This window comes from Exiguobacterium sp. (assembly GCF_020832205.1).
Taxonomy (GTDB): Bacteria; Bacillota; Bacilli; order Exiguobacteriales; family Exiguobacteriaceae; genus Exiguobacterium.
In genome coordinates, this window is record NZ_JAFIFD010000038.1 from 15,818 (window position 1) to 30,958 (window position 15,141).

The following is a 15,141-nucleotide window of genomic DNA, read 5'->3' on the forward strand; positions in this document are numbered from 1 at the left end:
AAGAGACGTCGGAAAGGACGTCTTTTTTTTGTTGACCAATTTCCAAAAAGTGACTGACTTGTGTCACACATATGAACGAAGCGTGAACGATTGTCATAACCTATGTGAATGAATGAACATGGATGGTATATTGTGAATGTAATCACATATAAGCCATCATTCAACCATTCAAAGGGAGGAATTATCATGTTCACAAAGTTTTGGCAAAACCATAACATCGCGACCGGCATCTTGACCGTACTCCGGATCTGGCTCGGTTATCACTGGCTCACAGCCGGATGGGGCAAAGTAACAGGCGACTTCGCCTCAGGCGGGTATCTTCAAAACGCGGCGTCGCTCGCAACAGGTGACCATCCAGCCGTCGCAGGATGGTGGGCCGCATTCCTTGAAGGGTTCGCAATCCCGAACGCTGCGTTGTTTGACATTTTGATCCCGTACGGTGAGGTCCTTGTCGGTCTCGGACTTTTGCTCGGTGCCCTCACTCGCAGCGCCGCTTTCTTCGGTCTCGTCATGAACATGGCGTTCTTGCTCTCGGGTACGGTCAGCACGAACCCGACGATGCTCATCGTCTCGGTCCTCATCCTCGTCGCCGGCTACAACGCTGGTAAAATCGGTGTCGATGGCTTGTTCCTTCGTAAATTCGTAGAAACAAAAGTTATGCACCGTTCACCAAATCGTCAAATAGCGTGACGAATTTATGAAGTTCTCCTGTGACAAACTGCTCGTTCTTCGGCTACGATGAACGTAGTATGGATTGAAAAGGAGAACAATCATGAATGCTACACAATTCAAATGGCTCGGATATACGGAAGGAATGTCATTCCTTCTCCTCTTATTGATCGCGATGCCGCTCAAGTATTTGGCAGGCATGCCGCTCGCCGTCAGCATCGTCGGAGCGGCTCACGGTTTCTTATTCGTCGCTTACGTGGCAGCCGCCGTCTACATGGCGTGGCGCTTCAGCTGGGGCTTCAAAGTGTTAGTCCTCGCGGTCATGGCGTCGGTCATCCCGTTTGGACCGTTCCTATTAGAGAAGCGAGTCCTTCCATCAACAGAAAAGACATCGAACTGAAACACGTTCGATGTCTTTTTTTGTTCATTGATGGGCGGACGCACTTTCAGATTCCACGAGGACGACGGCCTTCTCCGCAGCGATGTCATGGCGAATCCGATGCATCGCGATCAACGTGAGCGACAGTAGGCAGATCATGCAAATCGTATACAGGGATGCGGTCGATAACCACTCACTGAGCGCACCGAATAACACAAACCCGAGCGGTGTGATGCCCAAGGCGAGTGATTCGAGAACCCCCATGACGCGACCGAGATAACTCGGTTCCGTGTTCGTCTGTAAAAACAGCTGGATCGGAATATTGACGCGGAGAATGAAAAATCCGCTCAGCAAGGCGAACCCTGTCAGGAAGACGATGGCCGGTGTGACCGAGAAGTCGAAATAAAGCGGGATGGCCGGGGCGATGAACAGGCAACTGGTGACGAGGAGAGCCGTCCGCGTCGTCGCTAAACGATATTTGATTCGAAATACCGGTAACGCATGGGTGAGTGAGGCGACTAAGAAGCCGACGGCGAACATGCTTTCTAAAAAACCGAACTGCAAAGGACTGACTCCGATTTCTTGTAATGCGGCAATCGGGAATAGTACTTCTGAAGCGACGAAAAAGAAGTTGAGGAACGCCGCCAGAACGGTCAACGTCCACAGAATTCGTTGTCGCTTCAAATACCGAAAGCCGGAACGGACGTCGTCCCATGTCGATTGATCGGTAGGGACATGTTCATAAGCTCGGAACGCGAGGCGGGTGGCGAACAAGGCGGCAATGATGAACAAGAAGGAAGAGCTGAACAGGAATGCGGAGACAGGTAGCAACGTGAACAACGCGCCGGCTAAAAGTGGCGTACCGATGCTCGAGACGGAGATGATGCTCTGAATGAGTGAGTTTGCGCGTTGGAGTCCGTCTTCGTCGAACAAGAGTGGGATCGAACTGTTCAGCGTGACAGACAAGAAAGTGGAGACGATAGAAAGCAGACATGTAATAATCAAGAAAGCAGGAACACCGAACGTCCAGACAAGACTTGCGAGCCCGGCCAAGAAAAACAGCAGACCGTTCAGTGATTCCATCGTAATGATGACGCGCTTGCGGTTCAATTTGTCGGCATACGCGCCGGCAAACGGGGAAAGTAAGACACGCGGCAACGTTCCTGCGAGTAAGACGAGGGCGAACTGAAGCCCTGACCCTGACGTCGTGAGCACTGTCAATCCGGCGACAAACGTGAACAAGCTTGAGGCGAACAGTGACATGAACTTTCCGAGCAACAATACATACAAATTTGATGATGTGGTCGTCATACCGATTCTCCTTTACTATTAAGTTCAACCTGATTTAACTTTATAGTAAACGATAGAAACCCGTTTGTATACAAAAAAGTTCAATTAAATTTAACTTTTGAGAGGTGCCTTATGATTGGACAACGTATTAAAGCGTTACGAAAAGAAAAAAAGTTGACCCAAAGTCAACTCGCCGAAGGGATCATCACGAAATCGATGCTCAGCATGATCGAGAATGGGAAAGCCGAGGCATCGATGCGCAGTCTTAGAGAGATTGCGAAACGTTTGGAGGTGCCAGTGCAGTCTCTGCTTGTCGATCCAAAAGAAGAAGAATTACAACGACTTGTGGAGGAAATCGAGTATGCTCAATTAAGTCTCAACCCTTGGACGGAAGAAGCGACAATCGAGGCGCTAGAAGCCTATATATCGACAGAAATGAATTCGGTGTGGCAAGGAAAAGCGTTCGTGATCATAGGTGACAACATGGAGCACGACAAGAATCGTGATAAGTTGCTGTCCTACTATGATCGGGCCATTTCGATATTTGAGCGGCTTGGTGAAAAGAGTGAGCTAGTGATGGCGCTCATTGGGAAAGCCTATTACTATATCCTCTGGAATCAGTTTGACGAAGCGAGCGCGCAGATCGAACAAATGGAGCTTATGGACGTTCGGAATATGTCATCGAGGACACGGACGGAATATAGCATGCTTCTCGTCATGAAGGAACTGACGTATGATGGGAATCTTCAAGGTGCCATCGGTCATTTAGACGGCGCTTTGAGACATATGCATCAAACTCGGACGTATTATCGAGCTGACGATGTTCATCGAACGATTGCGCTATGTTCGTTGTATCTTAAAGACGAACAACGCATCAACGAGGCAGTTTTAAAAGCGAGGCAGTATATTCAGTTCACGGACGATCACGTGGCGAAAGTACGCCTGACATTGTCGGAAGCACTATACGCGATTCATTATCGACGTGTCGAACAACTTGGGCATCACATTCAAGAGATGGAGCGGTTGTTAGCCGATGACTATACGTTTGTCGCTGCGATTGAAATGTCCAAAGGTGTTTATCATGCGATGAAAGGAAATAAAGAATCTGGAGATGCTGCATTCGATTCTTTATGGAACGGTATGGATGGTTGGAAGTCGCATAGCTTGATTGATCAGGCCGTCTACTTTGAGGGTGTATTGATTGGGGCTAGCTATGGATGCGGGATTGATTTGGTACCGTCTATCCAGGAAGCTGTCGAGAAGTTTCCGAACGGGTTTTATCGGACACATTTGACCGATTTGCTACAAAAAATCAAGGGCTGACGCATCAGCCCTTGAACGTTTGTATGAGTGTGCCTTTCCCGTCTTCGACTTGAATCGAGGCGTGGGCACCGTTGACGAGCGTGAGTTGAGGCGGCACATGGCCGCAGTCGATGTCATAGATGATCGGCACGTCGAGCATCGTCTGAAGTTCAGCGTAGACATCTTCGGCCGTATATCCTTGCACCGGTTGTTGTGCTTCGCTCCGTCCGAACAAAATACCGCTCGTGTGATCGAACCAACCGGCCCACTTCATTTGAAGGAGGGTCCGTTTGAGTGCGGGCACATCGAATTCAGCGTTCTCGAAGTACCAAAGGATCGGTTCGCCGTTCAATCGGTCCCGTTGAAACGAAGCGATGTCGCCATAAGGCGTCCCGATTGTATGCAAGAGGACATCGATACAGCCGCCGAGCAAGCGTCCGGTCGCTTCATTGCCGCCGATCGACTTCCATTCTGTCGTCTCGGTCAAATGATAGATGTGCGGACTTGGGTTTCCGTGTTGCCATTCTTTTTGATAGTGCTCAGAGGCACGTTGAATGACCGTCTCGCCTTCTTTTGCCGAGATGACGTCGAGCCAGCGTGAACTCGTCTCGTCCCATTCCTCACCGCGAAGATCGACGAGATTCGTCCCGTGCGCGGAGGCAATTCCGGTCTTTAGCGTATAGACGAACAAAAACAAACTGACATCGGAATAACCGAGCATCCACTTGGCGGGCAGCCTATCCCAGTCGATTTGGTCTAAAATTTCAATCAAGAGTGTCCCGCCCCATGGCGGGATAATCAAATCAATCGCTTCGTCTTGAAATAATGCCGTCAACTCACGGGCTCGGACGTCCGCCGGCGCCGACTTCGCGTTTGACTGCGTCCAGCTCGACGGCTGGAAGCGTAACGTGAAACCACGACGCGAGAACGTCTTCTCCGCTTCATGCAGTAAGTGGTGGAGTTCGGTCGGGATGCCGGACGACGGTGCGGTGACACCGACCGTTCTGCCGGTTAATTGTGGATAGTGAATCATGCGAGCCTCCTGTGGATAAGTAGTGGGATTAAGTGTGGAATCGGGTTATCCACATGTGGACAAGTCACTTTTGACGCATGTGCTCCGCATGGCGGATGCCCCACGCGTTCATCGTCTCGAGTACCGGGATGAGCGTTTTCCCGTATTCGCTCAATCGATAGTCGACGCGAGGCGGGACTTCCGGATAGACGGTCCGAATGATGATGTCTTGCTCTTCTAAATCACGAAGCTGGGCAGTCAATATTTTTTGGCTAATGTTCGGCAGCGAACGCTTCAGCTCGCTGAACCGGAGTGTGTCGCCGTTGATAAGCGCGAGCAGGATCGAGTGTTTCCATTTCCCGGTGATCAGTTCGAGCGCCGTATCGACTTCGCAGCTTGATATTTTCGTCACGAGCTTCCCCCCTTCACTAGTATCTTTTAAGTAACTATACCACCTTTTTGTGCCGTCTTCTGTCGATTTCACTTAACGGGTATACTGAAGATAGAGGTGAGAAAACATGAAGTTAACCAATATCAAACTTGGCGCCGTCACGTTGCGCGTCAATGATTTAGAAACGATGAAAACGTTCTACGAACGCGTCATCGGAATGGCTGTGCTTGAAACGACAGTCGATCGCGTCACGCTCGGAACGAGTGAAATGGCGCTCGTCGTCTTACATGAAGTGAAAGGTGTTCGCCCGAATCTACGCACAGCCGGTTTGTTCCATATGGCGATTTTGTTGCCGGATCGCATCGAACTCGGGCGCATCCTCCGTCACTTGATCGAGCAACGGATCGAAGTCGGGCAAGGTGACCATTTGGTCAGTGAGGCGTTTTACTTGAGTGATCCGGAAGGTAATGGCATCGAACTGTACGCCGATCGCCCCCGCGAACAATGGGAATATGAAGCGAATGGACACGTAAAGATGGCGACGGATCCGGTCGAGTACGAATCGATGCTCGAAGCGGCAGCCGACCGACCGTTCAGCGGTTTACCGAACGGGACGACGATGGGACACGTCCACTTTAAAGTACGTTCCCTTGAAGCGGCGAAGTTATTCTATCAAACTCGCCTCGGTTTCACCGTGACGACTGATTCGTACCCGGGCGCGTTGTTCCTCGCGGCCGACGGCTATCATCACCATATCGGGACGAACGTATGGGCTCGTCCGAGTGAGCCGATGGGTGAAGAGGCCGGTCTAGAGGCGTGGACGTTGCTCGTCGACGCGGCGACGAACCGCGAACTTGGAGGAACGAACCCGGAATGGTCGCTCACCGACGAAGATGGAATCACGGTCAATATAAAAAGCGTGGACTGATGTCCGCGCTTTTTAGCGTGCTGAAATTTTCTTTTGACTCGAATCAAACGAGAGACGAATACCGCGTTTTTGATACGCTTGTTCGACTCGTTTTGAATTGATGCTGAGCTCGAGATGAGCCAGCTTCAAATGTTCGAGTTCTGGCACCGTGACATCGAGACGGACGAGCTCCATGTTGCGCTCGGCTTTCTTGCGGGTGCGTCTCAAGTTACGGGGCACTTCCTCTGACGTCAGTGCCGCGATCGTTTCATTGATTTGTTGTCGCTTGTCGCCTTTGACGCTGAGCGCGGTATACAATTTCTCGAGCGAACCAAATCGCTTGATCAACTGTACCGACTGACTCTCGTCAAGTCCCGCCACAGGCGGAATCCCGTCGGAACGGTCCCCGGTCAACGCTTTGACGGCGGAGAGTTGTTTTGGCTTCAAGCCTTCATAGAGTGCTGCAATTTCTTCCGGACGAATTTCGAGATGTCGCTTGAGCGGAAGCGGACGGTTGTCTTTAATGTCACAACGCGCCTGCATTTGTTGCAGTTCTTGTGTCTGAAGCCAGACGGTGATGCGTGGGCTCACGAGCTGAAGTAAATCTTTATCCTTCGTCATGATGACGACAGGAGCACTGCAGCTGAACTTCCGAGCGATGTGGGCAATCAAATCTTCACCTTCATACCCTTCTACTTGATATTGCGGGATTCCGCTCTCTTCAAGGAGTTGGCGCATGAGTTCCATTTGAGCCTTCAACTCGGGTGGGGTTTGGCGACGACGGCGTTTATAGCCTGGATATAGCTCTCGACGCCATAATGTTTCACGTGAGACGTCCCACACGACGACAAAATGGGTTGGACGATGTCTGCGTAGAATCGTCCGGATGAGGCCAGTCATTCCGATGACGGCACTCCGATCGTTTTTAGATACCTCGCGTCCTTTTTTCGTTCGGCTCGCGGCGGCACCGTAATAGGCACTGGCCAGCATGGAGTTACCGTCAATTAAAAATAGTTTACGTTCCATGCGTAACCTTCTTTCTGTAGTTGTTGGACCGAACAATCATGAATAGTTCGGTGATGTTGTGTCAATGAGTGACACGCACTCAAATAAGCAACATATGTGCAGTATATCACGACAACGCTTGAAAATATAGCGACAGTTCTGAGTACATAAGAAAAGCCTGCCCCGGTCGAGACGGGCAGGCTAGCGGAATGAGTCAGTTGACTTCGGGTTGAATGTCGTCTTTATGGGCTAGAATCAAATCGACGAAAACGATCCGATGATTGTCTACCTCACGAACGATCAATTCATGGTCACCTTGTAACGTGAACCGTTCGCCGGTCCGGGCGTTCGCTTTTTGTGACAAGACAAAACCGCCGATCGTATCGACGTCGTCTTCGATTTCGATACCGAAACGCTCTTCAATTTCTTGGGTGAGAACGAGACCTGACAACCGGTAATGTCCTGGTGAAATTTCCGTAATCTCGGCTTGCTCATCCCGGTCAAACTCGTCCCGAATCTCACCGACGATCTCTTCGAGAATGTCTTCAATGGTGAGCAGTCCGGCTGTTCCGCCATACTCGTCGATGACAAGACACATCATCGTGCGAGCGTTCTGCATCTTCACCATCGCTTCTTGGAGCGGTGTGAACTCGGTGACGAGCGGTAACTGATGGATGAACGACTCGAACGGGGCGTCACTGTTCGTAAGTTGTGCCGTGAACAGTTGCTTGGCGTTGACAAAGCCGAGCACGTCATCGCGATCGCCGTCACGGGTGACGGGATAACGCGTGTACTGGTGTTCTTGGACGGTTGCGATAATCGATTCGATTGAATCTTCCTCATCAATCGTCACCATATTCATACGGGGTACCATCGCATCCTTGGCAATCCGTTCATCGAACGAGAAGATGTTCTGAACGTACGCGAGCTCGTTCTCATTGATTTCTCCGCTCTTGAAGCTCTCTGTCATGATGATTTTCAGTTCTTCTTCCGAGTGGGCCGTCTCTTGGGCCGTCGTCTGTACACCGAACAAGCGAAGTGTGAGACGGGCCAGGCTGTTCAATACGCGAATGAACGGATACATCAATTTCGTGAACGCATAGAGCGGTCGGGCGACGAGAAGCGTCAATTTTTCCGCCTCATGCACGGCGAGCGTCTTCGGCACGAGTTCACCGATGACGACGTGCAAGAAAGCGATCAGCAGAAAGGCGAGTAAGAACGAGAAAATCGTGGAGACCGTCGGCGAGACGTTTAACAAATTGACGAGCGGTTCCATCATTCCTTCGATTTGATCGGCACCAATCCAACCGAGTCCAAGTGCCGAGAGCGTGATGCCAAACTGTGAAGCGGAAAGTGAGTCATCTAAATTTTCAATCACTTTTTTTGCGACGACTGCCCGTTTGTTTCCTTCGAGCACGAGCTGGTCGAGTCTTGCACTGCGTACTTTAACAATTGAAAATTCGGCCGCGACGAAAAATGCGGTCAAGAAGATGAGCAGGGCGACGATGAGTAAACTGAGTAACATGGGACTGTCCAAAAATTCCCCCAAAAATCGGGGAGTCACCTCCATCAAAATAAGATTATATGTCGTTCAGACGATTCCTAAGAACGAATAGTTGGTTTCAGTATAGTAGATTTGCCATAAATATTCAAAATAGAGGCCAAAAGGTTTCAGTAAGAAGGGAATGAGGAAACTACAAAACGAGAAGCTGAAGGAGGAAACGACATGGCCAACTATCCAGAATTAAAAGGAAAAGTCGCAGTTATTACCGGAAGTTCGAAAGGAATCGGTCGAGCGGTCGCTGAGCGTTATGCGAAAGAAGGCGTCAGCGTCGTCTTGAACTATCGCAGCAGTGAAGAAGAGATGAATGAAGTCATCCGTGGCATCGAAGAAGCCGGAGGAAAAGCCGTGGCGGTCAAAGGGGACGTCGCCGAGGAAGGCCTCGCCGAAAAAATGATTGAAACCGCCGTCTCGACATTTGGGAAGATGGATATCTTCGTCAATAACGCTGGTGTACAAGTCGAGGCGAAGACGCACGAGATGGAACTCGATAACTGGAAGAAAATCATCGATACGAATTTGACAGGCACGTTCCTTGGCGTGCGGGCCGCTTTGAAATATTTTGTCGAACATGAGATTCAAGGAAATATCATTAACATGTCGTCTGTCCATGAAGTCATTCCACGCCCAGGTTATACGCATTACGCGGCGAGCAAAGGCGGCGTCAAGATGTTCACGAAATCGGTCGCGCTCGAATATGCCCCGAATAAGATTCGCGTCAATGCGATCGCCCCGGGTGCCATCGATACACCAATCAATGAAGAGACGATGCGTGATCCGAAAGAGAAAGAAGGGCTTGAGGCGCTCATCCCGACGCATGAGATCGGTCGTCCCGAACAAATTTCGGCAGTGGCCGCATGGCTCGCTTCGGATGAATCGTCTTACGTGACCGGTACGACAATCTTTGCGGACGGTGGTTTATCGCTCTATCCCTCATTCGGTCCAGAAAATAAAGTCCAATAATAAAAGGGATGATTCGCGCAGGCGAGTCATCCCTTTTGTTTAGCCGCTCATCTTGTCTTCGGCGATATATTTCGGTAAGACGATTGTAAACGTCGAGCCGAGACCAATTCGGGAATCGACCCGAATCGATCCGCCGTGGCCTTCGACAATCTCTTTGCAAATGGCCAGACCGAGGCCGGTCCCACCGATTTTACGGCTGGCCGAGTTGTCGACGCGGTAAAACTTGTCGAACAGTTTCGGCATCGCCGACGTCGGGATGCCGATTCCGGCGTCTTGGACGGCGATTTCGATAACGTCTGACTGATCAGATGTGACGCATACGAGGACTTGACCGCCTTCCGGTGAATACTTGACCGCGTTATGAAGCAAGTTCGTGAACAGTTGGCTCAAGCGGTTTCGGTCTCCGTAGACGAGAAGGTTCGTATCACATTCGAGTGACAAATCGTGGTGCTGGCTCGAGCCTTGCTGGATAGCGATCGTCTCCGCAAGGATGTCGTGCAACGACTCAGGCTGATTATGATACGCTTGCTTTCCGGATTCCATCCGTTGCACATCGAGCAGATTGGAAATCAAGTCTTCGAGTCGGAGTGTCTCTTGATGGATCATCCCTAAATATTGATCTGTGCGCACAGGACTCAAGCTACGGTGGCGCAACAGTTCCGTAAAGCCGATGATGCTTGTCAGCGGCGTCCGTAACTCGTGGGATACCGTCGAGACGAGTTCCGTCTTCAACCGGTCGACTTCGGTCTCTTGGGTCACGTCCCGGAAGACGAGCATCGTACCGTGGCTCGTGCCCCGTAAATGGATCTTTTCAGCATACATTTGAATGAACCGTTCTTCTTGATTCATCGAGAACGTTTCACTTTCTTCCATGCTCTCTCCGGCGAAGGCGCGACGCATGAAGGAGAAGAACGAATCCTTCTGATCGACTTGAAGTCCGAGTTCTTCGAGATCGGCATCAAGGTGATATAAATCCATCCCATCGCGTTTCGTGATCGCTTGATTAAACATGACGAACAACGCCTGGTTGGCGAACTTCTCATTTGTCGTATGTTCCACATAAATGACCGCGTCCCGGATCGAGTGCAAGAGGCGAGCCGTTTTTTCGCGTTCTTCTTCGACTTGGTGACGTTGCATAGCGAGCGATGAGGCCATCTGTCGAAACGAGTCGGTCAGCTGTCCAACTTCGTTTCGTGAAGAGGCGAACCGCGTCGGAACGATTTGTTCGTCGGCAATGCGTTCACTGTTGGAGATCAACTCTTGGAGCTGGCCAGTCAATCGTTGCACATACGGACGAGCCGCGATGAAGAGAATGAGCAAGACGCCGAGCAACGCCAGTAACCAAAGCACTTGCGCCCACTTCGTATGTGTGGCGAGCTGCTCACGTAGTTGATTCTCTTCCTCGTTCAAGGAGTTTCGATATTCGGTGAAGACGGTTTCCATGTCGACGATGCTCGCGCTCATATCAGCCGCACTTTTCGAATTGATTTTAAATTTTCGGTCTGCTGGTGGTTCCGCCTGGGGCGTCACTTTTCCAAGTGTCGGCATTTGGAGGAACGGTTCGGTGACCGTACCAGCTCGTTTTGCCACGACGTATCGTTCGAGGCTCGGCATGACCCGTTCTTGATAGGCCGAGAAGAGGGTGCGAGCGTCGCTTGCATACGTCTGTTCTTTTTCAGTGACCGCGTTCGCTTCGAACCAGGCGGTCTGTGTCTCAATTAACGCTTGTTTATCTTTGACACGGGTGAGCATTTCCTCATCCCCGAGAATGACGTACCCGCGCATCTCATATTGCATCGACTGCCACGTCTCGAATAACTCGGTCGCGTTCGTTCTGCGTTCGCTAATATTCTCGAGCGAGGTCGTCGTCTGTTCGATTCGGTTTTCCGTATACACGTATACGGCGAGTGAAGTGAGGAGGATCAGTCCGATGAATAAATAGAAGACGAATAAAAACTGCCTTCCGATCCGCTGGTCAATCCAAGCTTTCATATAGACCGTTCCTTCCTGGAACTACGTACATTCCTGCTGTGACAAATATCCTAACTGCGCCGTCCCTTCATTGTACAGATTTCAACCAGTTGTTGCCACCAATCAAGAAATAAGCGGAAATTCAACTATTGTCTATTGAATAATAGCAAACGATGAGCTATTGTTTAATGTATAGTAGAGGAGGCGAGAAAATGAATCCTCAGTTTAAAAAGGGCGTGCTCAATCTTTGTGTACTCGCGCTCGTCGAAAAAGGCGATCGTTACGGGTATGAGCTCGTCCAAGCGATTTCGGTGAAAGTCGCCATTTCAGAAGGTGCTGTTTATCCGTTGTTGCGGCGGCTCACGTCTGAAGGATACTTCACGACGTACTTAAAAGAGTCGGCAGAAGGCCCGCCGCGTAAGTACTATACGATCACGGATCAAGGCAAGAGGCACTTAGACGAACTGCGCGCGGAATGGGAGTTGTTCACGACCGGTGTCAATGAACTGATCGAAGGGGGAGACGATGTATGACAGAAGAACAATATTTACTTGAACTTGAACGGTTGCTGATGGGGATGAGCGTCATCGAACGAGTCGACATTTTACGGGACGTGTCCGAATATTTCGCGAGCGGACGCCTCGATGGGAAGAGTGATGCTGCGATGATCGAGGAGCTCGGTACACCAGACGCACTCGCGAACGAGTTGCTTGGTTCGGTCGAGCCGTCGTCTGATGTGCCAAAAGAGCCTGCCGTCGTGAAAAGTCAGAACGTGGCATTTCGTAACGTTTCCATCAACGTCCTGCAGGCGCACGTCCAAGTGGTCCCGTCTCATGACGGTTTTGCCTATGCGACGTTAGAGACGGAACGGGATCACGGGGTGACGATGGATATCGTCGGGGACACCCTTGAAATTCGAATCGAATCGGAGCGCCGTTTCGGTCTGTCGAACTTGTTCGCTTGGGCGGTGACAAAGGCGCCGGTATTGCACGTCGAGCTGCCGCGTCATGCGTATGAGCAAGTCGTGATTAAAAATCGTCTCGGTTCTTGTGACGTGCGCAACCTCGAGGCCGCAACGGTCGAGGTCGAGAGCGAGAACGGTACCATCACGGCCAACGTGATCCGGGCCGAGCGTGGCTCATTCCGTTCCTCGAACGGAAAAGTCAGTCTCACATCGATGACGGGACAGACGCTTGACGCGCAATCATCGAACGGGCGTGTAGAGGTGCTTGCCTCGAGTGTGGACCGTCTCGATATTCAGTCGTCAAACGGGCGTCTCGATATCCAGGACGTGAACGGCGCGATCGATGCGAAGACGTCGAATGGACGCATCGACTGTGTGGTTGATGCGCTCGAGCATCCGGTCCGTCTGAAGACGAGTAATGGACGAATCGATTTGCGTCTGAAGGAGAATCCGAGTGACGCCGTCATCCGCGCCAAGACGAGAAACGGCAAAGTCGAGCTGTTCGGGGATCGGGCGAACGAGCGGACGTTCGGGGACGGGACAGTTGAAGTCAAACTGACGAGTTCGAACGGGAGCATCACCGTCGAATAAATGGAACGCAAAAAGACTCGCCGCAGCGAGTCTTTTTCTATTATAGGTCATGGACAAGTAAGTAGGCGACGCGCACCGGTCCGTGCACCCCGACAATCAAGTTCATTTCGATGTCCGCCGAGTTCGACGGTCCTGAGATGAAGTTGACGCCGTTTGGCGAGGCAAGTTCACCGTTACGATCAAGTTCCGCGAGCCGTTTCGCGGCCTGTGTCATCCGGGGCACGAGTACCGATTTCGGGACGATAGCGATATGGTCTTGCGGTAACAGGCTAATCGTCCGTGACTTTCCGGGCTTCGCATATTGAACGATCGTCGCGCTCTCAGCGAGTGCCTCGTCAGCGATGGTGATGCCGATATCGGCTTTGACGGCCAACGCGCGACTTTCATCCGGACGTTCAGCGTCCCACCAGTCAAACGATTGGCTCGTTTTAGGCGCCCATGCTCGGAGGCGGTCATCGTGTTCGGCGATGATGGCCGCTCCTTCGTAACGTTCGATGAGCAGGCGCAACGTATCGTCGAGGTTGTTTGCTTCGCACTCGATGACGTCCGTATGGATACGCATCGCGACCATACGGAACGTCTCAAGGAGCTCCTCTTCAGACGCGTCTTTCAACACCTCGTCTTGCGGACGGTGCTTGTACACACGCTTGGGCGGGGTCAAATCGACGTCGCGTCCGAGTTGTTTGGCAATCCGATTCAAAAAATCTTCCCGGTTCGTAATTGTTCCTGGATTCACTGTGTATTCCCCCGTTTCTTAAACCAGTCCCGTACGGTCTGTTTAGCCGGTTGGGGCATGTCTTTTGAGTCGGTCCAAGCCGGCAAGCCTTTATCGATTTGACCAGCCTTTGTGAACGGCGATGTCGCAAACGGCGCCATCTGTTCGGCCGCTTCAAATAGGAACGGGCTTGATGACGTGACAGCGAACCCTTTCATGGCGATGCGTTCGACGAACGGGGATTGTTTTTTCTCTTCAACGATGACGCGGCGATGCTCGATCAACAGCTCATGGAGCGGAATTTTGACCGGACACGCTTCTGTACAGGCACCGCATAAACTCGAGGCGTAAGGCAATTCTTTATAGTTCTCGTAACCGTCAAGCAGCGGGGCGAGTACGGCACCGATCGGTCCTGGATAAATCGAGCCGTAGGCGTGACCGCCGATGTGTCGATACACTGGACAGACGTTGATGCAGGCGGCGCAGCGGATACATTGGAGCACCGACTGGAACTGCGTGCCGAGAATGCCAGAGCGTTTGTTGTCGACGATGACGAGGTGGAACTCTTCCGGTCCATCGACTTCTCCGGCGCCTTTCGTACCGGCAAACGTCGTGATGTAAGACGTGAGCCGTTGTCCGACGGCGCTGCGGCACAACATGTTGACGAGCACTTCAAATTCCTCGTAGGAAGGGACGATCCGCTCCATTCCCATGACGGAGATGACAGTGTTCGGGAGCGATGTGACCATGCGGCCGTTGCCTTCGTTCGTGACGAGACCGACGGCACCGCTCTCGGCGATCGCGAAGTTACATCCGGTGATCCCGACTTCCGCTTTCAAAAAATCTTTACGCAGCTCGCGACGAGCGTAACGGCCGAGCTCGGTCGGATCATTCGTTCCGAAGTATCCGTGAGCGGTGAACGTCTCGTGGACGGCGTTTCGATCTTTATGGAGGGCAGGGGCGACGATATGGGACGGCGGGTCGTTGTCGAGTTGAAGGATCCATTCCCCGAGGTCCGACTCGACGACCGTACAGCCTTCCTCATGGAGCGCCTCGTTCAACCCGATTTCTTCCGTCACCATCGATTTTGATTTGACGACATGTTTCGCTTCTTTGGAGCGGACGACTTCACGGATGTATCGGTTCGCTTCTTCCGGTGTCTCCGCGAAAAAGACGTTGCCGCCGCGTTTCGAGATATTCTCACTTAGTTGGTATAAGTAATAGTCGAGATGTTCGAGCACGTGCTGGCGAATCTCTTCTGAATGGTCACGGAATGCCTCCCAGTCCCCGAGCTCACCGGCAGCGTTCAGCCGGCCGTCACGGAGCCGGTTTTGGGCCGAACTGACAGCTTGCCGCATGAACGGGTTGTCGATCCCGTCTTTGCGGCGTGCTTGAAACTTTTCATCTAATCGAATCCCCAT

15 protein-coding genes are annotated in these 15,141 nt (G+C 51.6%); 7 read left to right on the forward strand and 8 right to left on the reverse strand.

All coding sequences use genetic code 11. From position 1 onward, the window contains the following. Positions 1 to 186 precede the first annotated feature (186 nt). Positions 187 to 690, forward strand: coding sequence for a DoxX family membrane protein (locus JJU47_RS09145; protein WP_228618497.1), 504 nt, complete (start codon positions 187 to 189; stop codon positions 688 to 690). Between the two features lie 82 nt (positions 691 to 772). Continuing rightward, the gene (locus JJU47_RS09150; RefSeq protein WP_228618500.1) at positions 773 to 1,069 is read left to right on the forward strand and encodes a DUF3817 domain-containing protein; all 297 of its coding nucleotides are present in this window, start codon (positions 773 to 775) and stop codon (positions 1,067 to 1,069) included. A 24-nt stretch (positions 1,070 to 1,093) separates the two neighbouring features. On the opposite strand, the gene JJU47_RS09155 is transcribed toward JJU47_RS09150, so the two are convergent. Beyond that, entirely contained in the window at positions 1,094 to 2,359 is a 1,266-nt protein-coding gene (locus JJU47_RS09155) for an MFS transporter (RefSeq protein ID WP_228618502.1), read from the reverse strand. 111 nt (positions 2,360 to 2,470) lie between these two features. On the opposite strand from JJU47_RS09155, the gene JJU47_RS09160 reads away from it, so the two are divergent. Beyond that, a complete protein-coding gene (locus tag JJU47_RS09160; protein WP_228618505.1) occupies positions 2,471 to 3,661 on the forward strand; it encodes a helix-turn-helix domain-containing protein in 1,191 nt (396 codons plus the stop codon). A gap of 4 nt (positions 3,662 to 3,665) precedes the next feature. Here the strand turns inward: JJU47_RS09160 and JJU47_RS09165 are convergent, their stop codons facing one another. Both JJU47_RS09165 and JJU47_RS09170 read right to left on the reverse strand, forming a co-directional pair. Then, positions 3,666 to 4,673, reverse strand: a complete 1,008-nt coding sequence (locus JJU47_RS09165) for a S66 family peptidase (protein ID WP_228618507.1) — start codon at positions 4,671 to 4,673, stop codon at positions 3,666 to 3,668. Between the two features lie 64 nt (positions 4,674 to 4,737). After that, complete coding sequence (locus tag JJU47_RS09170) at positions 4,738 to 5,064, reverse strand: winged helix-turn-helix transcriptional regulator (protein ID WP_228618509.1); 327 nt, start codon at positions 5,062 to 5,064, stop codon at positions 4,738 to 4,740. Between the two features lie 106 nt (positions 5,065 to 5,170). On the opposite strand from JJU47_RS09170, the gene JJU47_RS09175 reads away from it, so the two are divergent. Further along, entirely contained in the window at positions 5,171 to 5,971 is an 801-nt protein-coding gene (locus JJU47_RS09175; protein ID WP_228618512.1) for a VOC family protein, read from the forward strand. A gap of 12 nt (positions 5,972 to 5,983) precedes the next feature. On the opposite strand, the gene JJU47_RS09180 is transcribed toward JJU47_RS09175, so the two are convergent. Continuing rightward, a complete protein-coding gene (locus JJU47_RS09180) occupies positions 5,984 to 6,976 on the reverse strand; it encodes a 5'-3' exonuclease (RefSeq protein WP_228618514.1) in 993 nt (330 codons plus the stop codon). Positions 6,977 to 7,169: 193 nt separating this feature from the next. Continuing rightward, the gene (locus JJU47_RS09185) at positions 7,170 to 8,492 is read right to left on the reverse strand and encodes a hemolysin family protein (RefSeq protein WP_228618517.1); all 1,323 of its coding nucleotides are present in this window, start codon (positions 8,490 to 8,492) and stop codon (positions 7,170 to 7,172) included. A gap of 189 nt (positions 8,493 to 8,681) precedes the next feature. On the opposite strand from JJU47_RS09185, the gene JJU47_RS09190 reads away from it, so the two are divergent. Continuing rightward, complete coding sequence (locus JJU47_RS09190) at positions 8,682 to 9,479, forward strand: glucose 1-dehydrogenase (protein ID WP_228618519.1); 798 nt, start codon at positions 8,682 to 8,684, stop codon at positions 9,477 to 9,479. Between the two features lie 39 nt (positions 9,480 to 9,518). On the opposite strand, the gene JJU47_RS09195 is transcribed toward JJU47_RS09190, so the two are convergent. Beyond that, positions 9,519 to 11,471, reverse strand: coding sequence for a HAMP domain-containing sensor histidine kinase (locus JJU47_RS09195; RefSeq protein WP_228618521.1), 1,953 nt, complete (start codon positions 11,469 to 11,471; stop codon positions 9,519 to 9,521). A 191-nt stretch (positions 11,472 to 11,662) separates the two neighbouring features. On the opposite strand from JJU47_RS09195, the gene JJU47_RS09200 reads away from it, so the two are divergent. Together JJU47_RS09200 and JJU47_RS09205 are read left to right on the forward strand one after the other, a co-directional pair. After that, on the forward strand, positions 11,663 to 11,983 hold the full coding sequence (locus JJU47_RS09200; RefSeq protein WP_228618524.1) for a PadR family transcriptional regulator: 321 nt from the start codon (positions 11,663 to 11,665) through the stop codon (positions 11,981 to 11,983). After that, entirely contained in the window at positions 11,980 to 13,005 is a 1,026-nt protein-coding gene (locus tag JJU47_RS09205; protein WP_228618526.1) for a DUF4097 family beta strand repeat-containing protein, read from the forward strand. The genes JJU47_RS09200 and JJU47_RS09205 overlap by 4 nt, the downstream gene beginning before the upstream one ends. Before the next feature lie 40 nt (positions 13,006 to 13,045). Here the strand turns inward: JJU47_RS09205 and JJU47_RS09210 are convergent, their stop codons facing one another. Both JJU47_RS09210 and JJU47_RS09215 read right to left on the reverse strand, forming a co-directional pair. Beyond that, positions 13,046 to 13,741 carry a LutC/YkgG family protein gene (locus tag JJU47_RS09210; RefSeq protein WP_228618528.1) on the reverse strand — a complete coding sequence of 232 codons (696 nt, stop codon included), beginning with the start codon at positions 13,739 to 13,741 and terminating at the stop codon, positions 13,046 to 13,048. Next, positions 13,738 to 15,141: a LutB/LldF family L-lactate oxidation iron-sulfur protein gene (locus JJU47_RS09215; RefSeq protein WP_300997799.1), complete on the reverse strand. Its 1,404-nt coding sequence runs from the start codon at positions 15,139 to 15,141 to the stop codon at positions 13,738 to 13,740. The genes JJU47_RS09210 and JJU47_RS09215 overlap by 4 nt, the downstream gene beginning before the upstream one ends.

Bases quoted from the DNA above. Each gene is read 5' to 3' on its own strand.
- JJU47_RS09160 (WP_228618505.1), top strand. From the start codon at position 2,471: ATGATTGGACAACGTATTAAAGCGTTACGAAAAGAAAAAAAGTTGACC.
- JJU47_RS09215 (WP_300997799.1), bottom strand. From the start codon at position 15,141: ATGGGGATTCGATTAGATGAAAAGTTTCAAGCACGCCGCAAAGACGGG.
- JJU47_RS09190 (WP_228618519.1), top strand. From the start codon at position 8,682: ATGGCCAACTATCCAGAATTAAAAGGAAAAGTCGCAGTTATTACCGGA.
- JJU47_RS09175 (WP_228618512.1), top strand. From the start codon at position 5,171: ATGAAGTTAACCAATATCAAACTTGGCGCCGTCACGTTGCGCGTCAAT.
- JJU47_RS09150 (WP_228618500.1), top strand. From the start codon at position 773: ATGAATGCTACACAATTCAAATGGCTCGGATATACGGAAGGAATGTCA.
- JJU47_RS09145 (WP_228618497.1), top strand. From the start codon at position 187: ATGTTCACAAAGTTTTGGCAAAACCATAACATCGCGACCGGCATCTTG.
- JJU47_RS09195 (WP_228618521.1), bottom strand. From the start codon at position 11,471: ATGAAAGCTTGGATTGACCAGCGGATCGGAAGGCAGTTTTTATTCGTC.
- JJU47_RS09155 (WP_228618502.1), bottom strand. From the start codon at position 2,359: ATGACGACCACATCATCAAATTTGTATGTATTGTTGCTCGGAAAGTTC.
- JJU47_RS09165 (WP_228618507.1), bottom strand. From the start codon at position 4,673: ATGATTCACTATCCACAATTAACCGGCAGAACGGTCGGTGTCACCGCA.
- JJU47_RS09205 (WP_228618526.1), top strand. From the start codon at position 11,980: ATGACAGAAGAACAATATTTACTTGAACTTGAACGGTTGCTGATGGGG.
- JJU47_RS09180 (WP_228618514.1), bottom strand. From the start codon at position 6,976: ATGGAACGTAAACTATTTTTAATTGACGGTAACTCCATGCTGGCCAGT.
- JJU47_RS09200 (WP_228618524.1), top strand. From the start codon at position 11,663: ATGAATCCTCAGTTTAAAAAGGGCGTGCTCAATCTTTGTGTACTCGCG.